This is a genomic window from Myxococcus sp. AM009 (genome assembly GCF_013372605.1).
Classification (GTDB): Bacteria; Myxococcota; Myxococcia; order Myxococcales; family Myxococcaceae; genus Myxococcus; species Myxococcus vastator.
On sequence record NZ_JABXEP010000032.1, the window covers coordinates 14,817 to 28,016 of the forward strand.

Below are 13,200 nucleotides of genomic sequence, written 5' to 3' on the forward strand. Positions count from 1 at the left end.
GGCCCGCCGCTTGTCGCGGCGAGCCCCGAGTACGGCCGCCGGGAGACCCCGGCCAATGCTCAGCTCAGCTGCTTGTTCACCAGCGCCGTCATCTCGAACATGGTGACGCTCTTCTTGCCACCAAAGATGGGCTTGAGCTTGTCGTCGGCGTTGATCTGCCGCTTGTTCTTCGCGTCCTGCAGGCCCTGCTTCTTGATGTAGGCCCAGAGCTTCTTGACAACCTCGGTGCGCGGCAGCGGCTTCGCGCCGACGATCTCAGCGAGCGCGGCAGACGGCGTCATCTCCTTCATGAACGACGCGTTCGGCGTGCGCTTCTTCGCGGCGGGAGCCTTCTTCGCGGCGGGAGCCTTCTTCGCAGCAGCTTTCTTGGCGGCCATTCGTCTTGAGTCTCCTCCCCTCCGAAGGGGACGTTGTACGGCTTTGCTTATGTGAAGCGACAGCCGATGCGGCGTAGAAGTAGCACGCCCAGGCCCGAAAAACAGCCCTCTCCTGCGTTTTTCCCTCTGAGCGCCCCTCGGGGAACGCGGCTGGAGCCCGAGAATCAGCCTCCGGCGCGTTCGGCCCCCTCGCGCGCCCGCGCTTCGGAACGCGTCCGGAGCCCGAAAATCAGGCTCCGGAGCGCTTGGGGCCCTGGGGGAAACCGTTGTCGGCGTGGATCAGCAGTCGAACGGCTGCCGGATTCTCCTTGCGGTCGTGGTGTGTTTTTTTGGATGAAACCCCTTCATGAGAGCCCTCATCACTGGTGCAGGCGGCTTCCTGGGGACGTGGCTGGCCAAGGCCCTGGCCGCGCGCGGAGACAGCGTCACATGCCTGTTGCGCCCGGGAGGTGACGCCTCGGGGCTCGCGGGGGTGACGTACACGCGGGTGGACGGCGACGTGACGGTGCCCTCCACGCTGGCCGCCGCGGTGACGGGGCAGGACGTCGTCTTCCACCTCGCGGGCGCTCGCCGCGGCGCGACACGAGACGACTTCATGCGCGTCAACGCGGAGGGCACCCGCCACCTGTGTGAGGCCATCGTGGCCGCGGGCCACCGCCCCCGGCTGGTGCTCACGGGCTCGCTGGCCGCCTGCGGTCCGTCCACGCCCACCCGCCCGCACGTGGAGGAAGACGCCTTCCACCCCCACGAATGGTACGGGGAGAGCAAGGCGGAGGCCGAGCGCATCGCCTTCTCCTATGGAGACCGGCTGCCCGTCACGGTGTCCCGGCCGCCGCGCATCCTGGGGCCCGGGGACCGGGAGAACCTCCCCTTCTTCAAGATGGCCCAGCGCGGCATCCGGCTGGAGCTGTCCGGCGGCCCCCGCCCGCTGACCATGGTGGACGTGGAGGACGTGGTGGACGTCCTCTTGCTGCAGGCCACCCACCCCGCGGCGGTTGGCGAGGCCTTCTTCTGCGCGGGCCCCGGCGAGCCCCTGTCATTGGAAAAGGTGCAGGACCTGGGTGCGCAAGCCCTGGGACTCACGCCCCGCACGGTGCGCGTCCCCCCCGCGGTGCTCCAGGCCCTGGCCACGGCGGCGGACGGGGTGTCTCAGGTGACGGGCCGCAAGCTGGCCTTGAGCCGGAAGCTGGCGAAGCAGCTCCTGGCGCCTGCCTGGACGTGCTCCGGGGCCAAGGCCGAGCGGCTGCTGGGCTTTCACCCCCGGCGTGACCTGGCGAACTCCATCCGTCGCAGCGTGCGGTGGTACCAGGAGCAGGGCTGGCTATAGCCCTTCTTCCCCGAGCCGCCAGGAGGCGCGCCAGACTCCCGGCATCGTTGACCTCCCCCCCCTCGAAGTGTCAGGAAGCCCGCAGCCCCATGCCCTCGAAAGCCGCCTTCTTCGATGTCGACGGGACGCTCGTGAAGACGAACGTCGTCCACGTCTACGCGTACTACGCGATGAACCGCGGCTCCGTCCTGGGCATCGCGGGGCGGACCCTGAGCACCGCCCTCAGCGTGCCGCTCTTCGGTGTCATGGACGCGGTGGACCGCAAGACGTTCAACGAGTTCTTCTACCGCTACTACGCGGGCCTGAGCGAAGACCGCCTGGTCACCATCGCCGAGGACATGTTCGAGGACGTGCTGCAGCCCGCCCTCTTCGAGCAGACGCAGGACCTCATCGACCAGGCCCGCCGCAGCGGCTGCAAGATTGTCCTCGTCACCGGCGCGCTGGACTTCACCATGCGCCCGCTGGCGCGCCACCTGGGCGCCGACGACCTGATCGCCAACAAGATGCAGTTCGTGGGCGGCAAGGCGACGGGCAAGGTGATTCCGCCCATCATCGAAGGCGCGAACAAGGCGAACGCCATCCGCGCCTACTGCACCAAGGAAGGCCTGTCGCTGGACAAGTGCCACGGCTACTCCGACAGCGCCTCTGACTACGCGATGCTCGCGGTGGTGGGCCGTCCCACCGCGGTGAACCCGGACCTGCGGCTGCGCTCCATCGCGCGCGCCTACAACTGGCCCATCCTCGACCTCAAGTAAGAGCCCCCACGCCATGCGCCCGTTCAAGACGCTCCAGAAGCTGTACGACGAGGAAAGCCAGGTCGTCATTACCGAGAAGGGCAGCCCCCCGCGCGTGCTGTTCCACGGTGAGAACTTCCTGCAAGAGGATTTGCCGGTCGGCACGCGCGTCATCTTCCCGCGCCCGCCCCTGGCCGGCGTGCCCAACGTCAAGGCCGCCATCCGCTACGCCATCAACCACCCGGAGGGCATGGAGCCGCTGCACGCGCTGCTCAAGCCGGGCATGCGCCTGACGTGCGTCATCGACGACATCAGCGTGCCGCTGCCGCCCATGGTGACGCCGGACGTGCGGCAGACCATCCTGGAAATCGTCCTGGAGCTGGCCGCCGACAGCGGCGTGGACGACGTGCACCTCATCATCGCCAACGCCCTGCACCGCCGGATGACGGAAGGCGAGATGAAGCGCATGGTGGGCGAAAAGATCTTCGACGCCTACTACCCGGACCGCTACTACAACCACGACGCCGAGGACCCGGATGGGATGGTCGCGCTGGAGCGCACGTCCCACGGTGAAGAGGTGTCGGTGAACCGCCGCGTGGCGGAGAGCGACCTCATCGTCTACGTGAATGTGAACTTCGTGCCCATGAACGGCGGGCACAAGTCCATGGGCACCGGCGTGTCCAACTACGCGTCGCTGCGCCACCACCACAACCCGAAGACCATCCGCGCCTCCGACAGCTACATGGAGCCGAAGACGAGCGCGCTCTACAAGAGCAACGAGCGCATCGGGCGCAACATCGACAAGCACCTGAAGGTCTTCCACATCGAGACGGCGCTGAACAACCGCATGTTCGGCGGCCCCACCGACTTCCTGGCGAAGAAGGAAGAGGACTACACGGAGGCGGACCGGCTGAAGTTCCAGGCCATGCGCTTCGCGCTGTCCAAGGTGCCGCGCGCCGCCGCGCGCAAGGTGCTCAACTCCATCCCCGCACCCTACGACGTCACGGGCGTCTATGCCGGCGCGACGGAGCCCACGCACCAGAAGACGCTGGAGACGAGCTACAAGCAGTACGTGGTGCCGGTGGAGGGGCAGAGCGACATCGTCATCTTCCCCATCCCGTTCATCTCCCCGTACAGCGTCAACTCCATCCTCAACCCGCTGCTGGTGCAGGTGATGGGGCTGGGCTACTTCTACAACCTGAACCGCGGCGTGCCGCTGGTGAAGAAGGGCGGCGTGCTCATCCTCCTGCACCCGGCCTACGACGAGTTCGACCCGGAGCACCACCCCAGCTACATCGAGTTCTTCCACCGGCTGCTGCCGGAGACGCGCGACTCCATGAAGCTGGAGCACAAGTACGAGCGCGAGTTCGCGGAGAACCCCAGCTACGTGCACCTGTACCGCAAGGGCAACGCCTACCACGGCGTGCACCCCTTCTACATGTGGTACTGGGGCGAGAATGGCCGCCAGCACGTGGGCAAGGTCATCGTCGCGGGCGCGGAGAACAACCACGTCCCCGCCTTGATGGGCTGGGAGCGCACCGACACGCTCACCGAGGCCATTGAAGAGGCCCGCGGGTTCATGGGCCGCTCGGCCTCCATCAGCCTGCTGCGCATCGCGCCCACGGTGATGGTGGACGTGAAGTGAGGACGCCCATGGCCGCCCTTCCCGAGCTGAACGTCACCCAGACCTTCACCGGCAAGCGCCTGCTCTTCGCGGGCGCCACCGGCTTCGTGGGCAAGGTGACGCTGTCCATGCTGCTGACCCGCTACGGGCAGGACCTGGACAAGGTGTACGTGCTGGTCCGCAAGGGCAGCGCCGCGTCCGCCGAGCGCCGCTTCTTCGACAAGGTGGCCACCAGCGAGCCCTTCCAGCCGCTGCGCGACACCCTGGGGGAGGAAGGCGCGCTGGCCTTCATCCGCCAGAAGGTGGAGGTGCTGGACGGCGACATCACCGACCCGTGGATGGGCCTGGAGGAGCCCCAGGTGGAGGCGCTCACCGGCAAGGTGCACGCGTTCATCAACTGCGCGGGGCTGGTGTCCTTCAACCCGTCGCTGGAGGTGGGCCTCAACGTCAACACCCACGGCCTGAAGTTCGCCGCGGCGCTGGCGCTGCGCTGGTCCGTCCCGCTGATTCACATGTCCACGGCCTTCGTGGCCGGCAACCGCAGCGGGCTCGTCTTCGAGGACGAGGAGGTCCGCGGCTACTTCCCCAAGCGGGAGGAGATGGACGGCCGCGACTTCAGCCTGGAGCAGGAGCTGCAGGACGCGGCGCGCATCGTCGCGCGGCTGCGCGAGCAGGCGGATGACCGGGCCCTCACGTCCACCTTCCGCAAGAAGGCGCTGGACCGGCTGGAGGAAGAAGGCCGCGACCCCAACGACGAGAAGACGCTGCGGCTGGCGGTGGGCCGCGAGCGCAAGCTGTGGCTCAGCGGCGAGCTGGTGCGCGCCGGCATGGAGCGCGCCGCCCACTGGGGCTGGCCCAACACGTACACGTACACCAAGTCCCTGGGCGAGCAGGTGCTCGCGGCCACGCCGGGCCTGCGCTACTCCATCGTCCGGCCCTCCATCGTGGAGAGCGCGCGGCACTTCCCCTTCCCCGGCTGGAACGAGGGCTTCACCACCTCCGCGCCCCTGGCCTTCGCGGGCATCAAGGGCCCCGGCGGCATCCCCGCGGGCGAAAACACCATCCTGGACATCATCCCGGTGGACCAGGTGGCGGGCGCCACCATCGGCATCACCGCGCACGCCATGGACGTGGAGGAGCGGCGCATCTACCAGCTCGCCTCCGGCGATGAGAATCCCTTCTACGCCGGCCGCTCCGTGGAGCTGGTGGGCCTGTACCGGCGGCGCTACTACCGCAACCGCGAGTCCGGCAACGCGCTGATGAACAAGCTGCGCTCGCGCGTCGAGCCGCAGCCGGTCAGCAAGAGGGAGTTCGAGCTGTTCAGCGCGCCCATGCTGCTGCGCGGCGCGCGCTTCCTGAAGAAGGCCATCGACGAGGTGCGCCCCGCGTGGGGCGCTCCGGCCGTCCAGGCCATGCTGGACAAGGCGAAGGTGTCGCTGGACGAGGTGGACGACAACGCCCAGGGCATCATGGCCCTGACGGAGCTGTTCCTCCCCTTCCTCTACGAGAACCGCTACGTCTTCCGCTGCGACAACACGCGCTCCGTCTACGCGCGCATGGCGCCCGCGGACCGGCTGAAGGTGCCCTGGGACCCGGAGCACATCGACTGGCGCGAGTACTTCCTGGGGACGCACCTCCCCGGCCTGGAGAAGTGGGTGTTCCCGGGCATGGAGTCGGAGCGCGAGAAGCGCACCGTCATCCCCGCGCACCGCGACCTGCTGGAGCTGATGGAAGCCACGGTGCACGCGTACCGGCACCGCGTGGCCTTCCGCATGGTGGCGGGCGAGAAGGAAGAGCGCTTCACCTACGGCGAGGTGCACCGCTACGCCGCGCGCGTGGGCAGCTTCCTGCTGGCCGCGGGCATCAAGCACGGTGACCGCGTGCTGCTGGTGTCGGAGAACCGGCCCGAGTGGGGCATCACCTACTTCGGCATCCTGCGCGCGGGCGCCACCGTCGTCCCGGTGGACCCGGGCTTGAGCGAGGCGGAGCTGGTCAACATCGCCCGCCGTGCGGAGGCGCGCGCGTGCCTCGTCTCCGAGGACGCGGCCCGGGACTTCCCGGGCCTGTTCGCCGCGCTGGGTGAAGGCGTCACCGTGGCCAGCCTCGCGGAGGCGATGACGGGCGACCCGGCGCACCCGGACCGCATCGGGCCGGTGCGCAAGTCCGCCGCGGCGGACGACCTGGCCAGCATCATCTTCACCTCCGGCACCACGGGCACGCCCAAGGGCGTCATGCTCACCCACCGGAACTTCGCCGCGCTGGTGGCGAAGCTGGCGGGGACCTTCGACATCGGCGTGGGCGACGGTGTGCTGTCCGTGCTGCCGCTGCACCACACCTTCGAGTTCGCCGCCGGCTTCCTCACCCCGTTCTGGCGCGGGGCGGAAATCACGTACATCGACGAGCTGACGTCGGACCGGCTGGGCGAGGTCTTCGAGACGGGCCGCATCACCGCCATGGTGGGCGTGCCGGCGCTGTGGCAGCTCCTGCACCGCAAGATTACGCAGGAGTTCGCCAGCCGCCCGCCGTTCATTGAACAGGCGCTCAAGGCGCTGATGGCCACCCACGGCGAGCTGCGCAACCGCAACAACATCAACCTGGGCAAGCTGCTGTTCTGGCCGGTGCACCGCAAGTTCGGCGGGCGCATCAAGGTCATCGTGTCGGGCGGCTCGGCGCTGCCGGACGACGTGCACAAGGCCTTCCACGAGTTGGGCTTCAACATCACGGAGGGCTACGGCCTGACGGAGGCCGCGCCGGTGCTGGCGGTGACGAAGCCCGGCAACAAGCGCCAGCCTGGAACGGTGGGCCGCGCGCTGCCCGGCATCGAGCTGCGCATCCTCAACCCGGACAACGACGGGCTGGGTGAGGTCCTGGCCAAGGGCCCCAACGTCATGCCCGGCTACTTCGGCGACCGCGAGGCCACCGAGGCGGTGCTCAAGGACGGCTGGCTCCACACGGGTGATTTGGGGCGCCTGGACGCGGAGGGCCACCTGTACCTGGTGGGCCGCGCGAAGGACGTCATCATCGACCACAACGGGAAGAACATCTACCCGGACGAGTTGGAGGAGCTGTACCAGGACCACGCGCACATCCAGGAGCTGTCCATCGTCGGCCTGCCCGATGACGCGGGCGGCGAGAAGGTGGCGTGCCTGTGCGTGCCCGACTACGCGAACCGCCCACGCGAGGAGGTGCGCCGCGAGTTGGAGGAGCACTTCCGTAAGGTGAGCGCGGGCATGCCCTTCTACCGGCGCGTGAAGGTGCTGCGCCTGTGGGACGGCGAGCTGCCCCGCACCGCCAAGCGCAGCGTGAAGCGCAAGCAGGTGGTGGAGGAGCTCAAGCGCCAGGAGCGCATGGCCGCCAGCGCCAGCAAGGCGCGCGAGAAGGCGGCCCACCCCTCCACGGGCGGCGTCGCGGACTGGCTCTTCCCGCTCATCGCGGAGGTCAGCCACAGGCCGGTGTCCGACGTGCGCCCGGACGCGCTGCTCAGCGGGGACCTCGGCTTCGACTCGCTGATGCTCACCGAGCTGTCCTCCGCGCTGGAGGCGGCCGGCGTGCCGCTGCCCGCCGTGGAGGACCTGACGCAGGTCCAGACGGTGGAGGACCTGCGCAAGGTGGTGGCGTCCTCCGGCAAGCGCCCCTCGGTGGAGACGCGGGCGAAGGAAATCTCCAAGGAGAACGCGCGCGCGGAAGAGGTGGAGATTCCGGTGCCCGACGTGGTGGCGGACGTGGGCCGGCAGCTGATGTCCTTCGGGCAGAAGGTGCTCTACGGCGGCGTGTTCGACGTGAAGGTGACGGGCAAGCCCTTCATCCCGCGCAACCGCAACTTCATCGTCATCGCCAACCACTCCAGCCACCTGGACGCGGGCCTGGTCCGCACGGCGCTGGGTGACCAGGGCGAGCGGCTGGTGTCCCTGGCGGCGCGCGACTACTTCTTCAACACGCCGCTCAAGCGCGCCTGGTTCGAGAACTTCACCAACCTGGTGCCCATTGAACGGCAGGGCTCGCTGCGCGAGTCGCTGCGCATGGCGGGCGAGGCGCTGCGGCAGGGCTTCAACGTCCTCATCTTCCCAGAGGGCACGCGCTCTACCACCGGCGAGCTGATGGAGTTCAAGTCCACGCTGGGCTACCTGGCGCTCACCTTCAACATGGACGTGCTGCCGCTGTACATCGGCGGCGCCTTCGACGCGCTGCCCAAGGGCAGCGTGCTGCCCAAGACGAAGACGCCCCTGCGGGTGAACATCGGTCCGGTGCTGGGCCACGCGGACCTGCGCACGCGGGTGCAGGGCATGGCGCGCTCGGAGGGCTACCGCTACGTCACGCGCATCGCCGAGGACTCGATGCGGGCGCTGCGCGACGGTCGGGTGTTGAGCCTGGAGCGCGTGGACCCGCCTGGGGCCGGGGCCACTCCCCGCGCGTCCACGTCCACGGAAGGGAAGGACTCGTGAAGCTGCTGGTGACGGGAGGCACGGGCTTTCTGGGCACGCACCTGGTGCCCAGGCTGGTGGCGGCGGGCCACGCGGTGCGGCTCATCGGCCGCTCGCGGCCTTCGGGCGCGCCCTATGCGGGCACGGAGTACGTCCCCGGTGACTTGAAGGACCGGGACGCGGTGCGCCGAGCGCTGGAGGGCGTGGACGCCGTCTACCACCTGGCGGGGCTCGTCTCCTTCCAGCCGAAGGACGCGCGGAAGATGTTCGAGCTGCACGTGGACAGCACCCGCGAGCTGCTGCGGGACGTGCGCGAGGCCGGCGTGAAGCGCGTGGTGCTGGCCTCCACCTCCGGCACCATCGCGGTGTCGAAGGAGGCGCAGGTCCACGACGAGCGCGCCGACTATCCGATTACGGTGGTGGGCCAGTGGCCCTACTACCTGTCGAAAATCTACGAGGAGAAGCTGGCGCTCGCGTACTGCCGCAAGCACGACATCCCCCTGGTGGTGCTCAACCCCAGCCTTCTGATGGGGCCCGGGGATGACCGGCTGTCCTCCACGTGGACGGTGGTGAAGTTCCTCAACCGCGAGCTCCCGGCCATGCCGGGCGGCGGCATCTCCTTCGTGGACGCACGCGACGCGGCGGACGCCTTCGTCCAGGCGCTCACCCGGGGCGAGGTGTACGGCCGTCACCTCATGGGCGTGAATCTGTCCATGAAGGACTTCTTCCAGCGGCTGGAGCGCCTGTCCGGCGTGCCCGCGCCGAAGCTGACGCTGCCCTCCAAGGTCAACGTGCTCGGCGGGAAGCTGCTGGAGCGCTGGGCCAAGGTGCGCGGCACCACGCCGACGCTGGACCCGCAGGAAATCGACATCGGCGAGCACTGGTTCTGGCTGGACGCGTCCAAGGCGGAGGCCGAGCTCGGCTTCCGCGCGCGCGACCTCCAGGAGACGCTCTCCGAGACGGTGCGGCACATCTACGGGAAGATGCCGCCCCAGAGCCTGCCGGGCACCAAGGGTCGGCTGGCGGAGCTGCGCGAGAACACCTGAGCGAGGCTCGCGGCGGGAGCTTCCGGGGACCGGACTCCCGCCTCTTCACCGCTACCGCCGCGGCAAGCCCACCGTGCGCTGGGCGTTGTCCACCAGGCGCGCGGCCCAGGGCTCCGAGCGGTGGCTCCACACCCAGGCCGCGCCGAGAAAGACGCAGCCCAGGAGCACGAGCACCAACCGCGAGAGGAAGGACGGACCCGCCTCGCTTGCGCTGGTGGCCACGGCCTAGCCCACCACGCGGTTCCGGCCCGACTTCTTCGCCTTGTACAGGTTCGCGTCCGCCACCTTGATGAAGTGCGTGGGCTCCAGCATGTCCGACGTCTGCTCGGCCACGCCAATGGAGATGGTGACGGGGATTTCCTTCTCGTCGTAGACGAAGGACTTCTCCGCGATGAGCCGGCGAATCTTCTCCGCGAACAGGCGCGCCTTGTCCAGACCGTCCTCGGGGAGGACGACGGCGAACTCCTCGCCGCCGTAGCGGGCGAAGCACTGCTCGCGGCGCACCAGGCGCTTGATGGACTGGGCCAGTTCCCGCAGCACGTAGTCCCCGGCGAGGTGGCCGTGGACGTCGTTGATCTGCTTGAAGTGGTCGATGTCGAACATCATCAGCGTGAGGGTGCGCTGATAACGCGAGGACCGGCCCATCTCCTTCTCGAGGTACTCCAGGAAGTACCTCTTGTTGTTGATGCCGGTGAGGCCGTCCGCGATGGTCAGCGTGTAGATGGTCTCGTGGTACTGGGTCTCGATGTTGTCGCCATCGAGGAACTTGAAGATGGAGCCTCCGACCTTGACCAGGTCCCCGCTGCGCAGCGGCGAGGCCTGAAGCACTTCCTGGTCATTGAGGAAGGTGCCGTTGGTGGAGCCCAGGTCTTCAACGAGCATCTTCCCTCCACGCCCCAGAATCCGGGCGTGGCGGCGGGACACGTTGTCCAGGTCCACCACGATGTGGTTGTGCTGATCCCGCCCGATGGTGAGTTCGGCATCCTCGATGAGGTACTTCTTGCCGAGCTCCGGGCCGTGAATCTGCACGAGACAACACTCCGTGCTGCGGTCGGCATGCACGTTGAGCGTTGAGATCTTCGTGACGCGGGTTTCGTCGCCGGCCATCGGAAACGAGGCTAGCACGATAGCCTCGGCAGACGCCATGCAACGCAGCCGGGGCCGGTTCTTCGGCCCTTGGCGGCGTTTCTCCCACATGCGGCCGGGGGCCGCGGCCAGGCGCGGCGACCCGAGGCGTCGGGACGTCCAGCGCCGGTCAGGACACCTGAAGAGGCGGTTCGGCACTCAACGATGGCTGGCAGGCAGGCACACGTGCCCTTGCCGGCCTTCCGGGGACGGCTAACGTCCGGCACACCTATGTCCAAAGTCCTGGCGATGATTCTGGCTGGAGGCGCAGGCACGCGCCTGGAGCCCCTGACGCGCGAGCGCGCGAAGCCCGCTGTCCCCTTCGGCGGCCGCTACCGCATCATCGATTTCGTCCTCTCGAACTTCGCCAACTCCGGCGTGTACCGGATGAAGGTGTTGACGCAGTACAAGAGCGACTCGCTCAACAACCACCTGTCCCGCGCCTGGCGGATGACGGCGTTCCTGGGCCACTACGTGGAGCCCGTGCCCGCGCAGATGCGCACCGGGGTGGACTGGTACAAGGGCAGCGCGGACGCCATCTACCAGAACCTCAACATCATCACCGACGAGGAGCCGGACTACATCTTCGTCTTCGGCGCGGACCACGTGTACCGGATGGACACGCGGCAGATGCTGGACTTCCACTGCGCGAAGAAGGCCGCGTGCACCGTGGCTGCGATTCCCGTCCCGATTGAGCAGGGACGCGAGTTCGGCATCATCGACGTGGGGCCGGACGGGCGGATGCTGCAGTTCCTGGAGAAGCCCAAGGACCCGCCGCCCATGCCGGGCAACCCGAAGATGTGCCTGGCCTCCATGGGCAACTACCTCTTCTCCACCGACGTGCTGGTGCAGGAGGTCGTGCGGGACGCGGCGAACGAGGCGAGCGCGCACGACTTCGGCAAGTCCATCATCAGCGAGCTGTACAAGCGCGCGCCGGTGTACGTGTACGACTTCGCCCAGAACGAGGTCCCCGGCCAGGAGGCCAAGGAGCGCGGCTACTGGCGGGACGTGGGGAACATCGACGTCTACTACCAGTCCAACATGGACCTGGTGGACGTGGACCCGACGTTCAACCTCTACAACGACCGCTGGCCCATCCACACCCAGCCCAACAACTACCCGCCGGCGAAGTTCGTCTTCGCGGACGAGCAGAACCACCGCGTGGGCCACGCCATGGACACGCTGGTGGCGGAGGGCTGCATCATCTCCGGCGGCAGCGTGCGGCGCTCGGTGCTGTCGCCGAAGGTGCGCGTCAACTCGTACTCGGAGGTGGAGGACTCGCTCCTGTTCGAGAACGTCACCATCGGCCGGCGCTGCCGCATCCGCCGGGCCATCATCGACAAGAACGTGGAGATTCCGCCGGGGATGACCATCGGGTTCGACCCGGTGGAGGACCGGCGGCGCTTCCACGTCACGCCCGGGGGCGTCGTGGTGATTCCCAAGGGCATGAAGGTGACCTGAGGCGGCCATGGGCGCGGACGGACTCCTCCTGAGGCCCGCGAAGGAGTCAGACCGCCGCACGCTGTGGCGAATCCACACCCTGGCCGTGGAAGCCCTGTGCCCGCGCGCGTACGCGCCGCACGAGGTGCTCACCTGGGTGCGGCTCTTGAAACCGGAGGGCTACCTGCGACCGGAGCGTCCGCGCACGGTGCTGGTGGCGGAGCGCGGCCGGCGCGCGGTGGGCTTCGGCCAGGTGGACGCGGCGCTGGGTGAGCTGGAGGCGCTGTACGTGGTGCCGGACGAGGCGGGCCATGGCGTGGGCCCTGCCCTGCTGTCGGCCCTGGAGTCCGCCGTCTGGCGAGGCGGCGCGGCGCTGCTGGGGCTGGATGCCAGCCTGAACGCCGAACACTTCTACCAGCGCCACGGCTATGCCTCCGTCCACTCCGCCCGTCGTCCCCTCACGGTGGACGTCCAGTTGGCGTGCGTGCGGATGCAGAAGCAGCGGCCGGCCACGGCCCTGGGGCGGTGGCCGGCCTGGCGCCGCGGCTAGGTGAAGGCCGCCTTCACCTCGGGCTTGTTGAGCACCACCAGGGCCCAGATGCCCACGGGGATGCCCAGACAGGCGCAGGGGCCACAGCAGGGGATGACGGAGATGATGGCGGCGGCCATCGCCAGCCCGTAGCTCTGCAGGTTCTTCATCTTCAGCGCGCCGAAGAAGACGATGCCGTTGAGCACCAGCGTGGGCAGCGCGAGCAGCAGCTTGCCGCCCGTGGTCGACGTCGCCGCCAGCACCTCCCGGGCGCCTTCGGGCAGGTCGGGGTTGTTGAGCATCTCCGCGACGGCGGGGTCCGCTCCGCCAAAGGCCTGGAGCACGTTGACGAGCCCCAGCAGCACGGTGATGCCGGACAGGACCATCAGCAGGATGGCCGGCAGCGACACGGCCTCCTTCGCGCCCGCGCCGCCGGGCGAGTTCATCGTTCCGTAGGTGTTCTCCATGGTCCCCAGTTCCCCTCGATGCCGCGTGAGCTGCCGTGCGGGCAGTGGGCCCGCCGCGCGGCCATTCCACTCGGAGACAGGGGAGCGCGCCAAGTGAAATGACGTGCCCC

At 68.5% G+C, this 13,200-nt stretch carries 11 protein-coding genes; 7 read left to right on the forward strand and 4 right to left on the reverse strand.

Going from position 1 to position 13,200, the window contains the following annotated elements:
- Positions 1–59: 59 nt before the first annotated feature.
- Positions 60–377 (reverse strand): SWIB/MDM2 domain-containing protein, encoded by a 318-nt coding sequence (locus tag HV824_RS10900; protein WP_011551643.1) that lies wholly within the window; start codon positions 375–377, stop codon positions 60–62.
- A gap of 346 nt (positions 378–723) precedes the next feature.
- Between HV824_RS10900 and HV824_RS10905 the strand changes: the two genes are divergently transcribed.
- The 5 genes from HV824_RS10905 (at position 724) to HV824_RS10925 (ending at position 9,529) form a co-directional block, all read left to right on the forward strand.
- A complete protein-coding gene (locus HV824_RS10905; protein ID WP_176423219.1) occupies positions 724–1,704 on the forward strand; it encodes an NAD(P)-dependent oxidoreductase in 981 nt (326 codons plus the stop codon).
- Between the two features lie 89 nt (positions 1,705–1,793).
- Positions 1,794–2,459 carry an HAD family phosphatase gene (locus HV824_RS10910; protein WP_176416402.1) on the forward strand — a complete coding sequence of 222 codons (666 nt, stop codon included), beginning with the start codon at positions 1,794–1,796 and terminating at the stop codon, positions 2,457–2,459.
- A 13-nt stretch (positions 2,460–2,472) separates the two neighbouring features.
- The gene (locus HV824_RS10915) at positions 2,473–4,083 is read left to right on the forward strand and encodes a lactate racemase domain-containing protein (protein WP_163778151.1); all 1,611 of its coding nucleotides are present in this window, start codon (positions 2,473–2,475) and stop codon (positions 4,081–4,083) included.
- Between the two features lie 8 nt (positions 4,084–4,091).
- Positions 4,092–8,504 (forward strand): AMP-binding protein, encoded by a 4,413-nt coding sequence (locus HV824_RS10920; RefSeq protein ID WP_176423220.1) that lies wholly within the window; start codon positions 4,092–4,094, stop codon positions 8,502–8,504.
- Positions 8,501–9,529 (forward strand): NAD-dependent epimerase/dehydratase family protein, encoded by a 1,029-nt coding sequence (locus HV824_RS10925; protein ID WP_176416400.1) that lies wholly within the window; start codon positions 8,501–8,503, stop codon positions 9,527–9,529. Before HV824_RS10920 ends, HV824_RS10925 begins: the two co-directional genes overlap by 4 nt.
- Positions 9,530–9,580: 51 nt before the next feature.
- On the opposite strand, the gene HV824_RS10930 is transcribed toward HV824_RS10925, so the two are convergent.
- Together HV824_RS10930 and HV824_RS10935 are read right to left on the reverse strand one after the other, a co-directional pair.
- Positions 9,581–9,751, reverse strand: coding sequence for a hypothetical protein (locus tag HV824_RS10930; RefSeq protein ID WP_176416399.1), 171 nt, complete (start codon positions 9,749–9,751; stop codon positions 9,581–9,583).
- 3 nt (positions 9,752–9,754) lie between these two features.
- The gene (locus tag HV824_RS10935; RefSeq protein ID WP_176416398.1) at positions 9,755–10,636 is read right to left on the reverse strand and encodes a GGDEF domain-containing protein; all 882 of its coding nucleotides are present in this window, start codon (positions 10,634–10,636) and stop codon (positions 9,755–9,757) included.
- Positions 10,637–10,885: 249 nt separating this feature from the next.
- Here HV824_RS10935 and glgC point away from each other — a divergent pair, with 249 nt between their 5' ends.
- Positions 10,886–12,115 (forward strand): glucose-1-phosphate adenylyltransferase, encoded by a 1,230-nt coding sequence (gene glgC, locus HV824_RS10940; RefSeq protein WP_176416397.1) that lies wholly within the window; start codon positions 10,886–10,888, stop codon positions 12,113–12,115.
- A 7-nt stretch (positions 12,116–12,122) separates the two neighbouring features.
- Complete coding sequence (locus HV824_RS10945; protein WP_176423221.1) at positions 12,123–12,644, forward strand: GNAT family N-acetyltransferase; 522 nt, start codon at positions 12,123–12,125, stop codon at positions 12,642–12,644.
- Here the strand turns inward: HV824_RS10945 and HV824_RS10950 are convergent.
- Positions 12,641–13,090, reverse strand: coding sequence for a hypothetical protein (locus HV824_RS10950; protein ID WP_255207937.1), 450 nt, complete (start codon positions 13,088–13,090; stop codon positions 12,641–12,643). The two genes, HV824_RS10945 and HV824_RS10950, sit on opposite strands and share 4 nt — an antisense overlap.
- Positions 13,091–13,200: the final 110 nt, after the last annotated feature.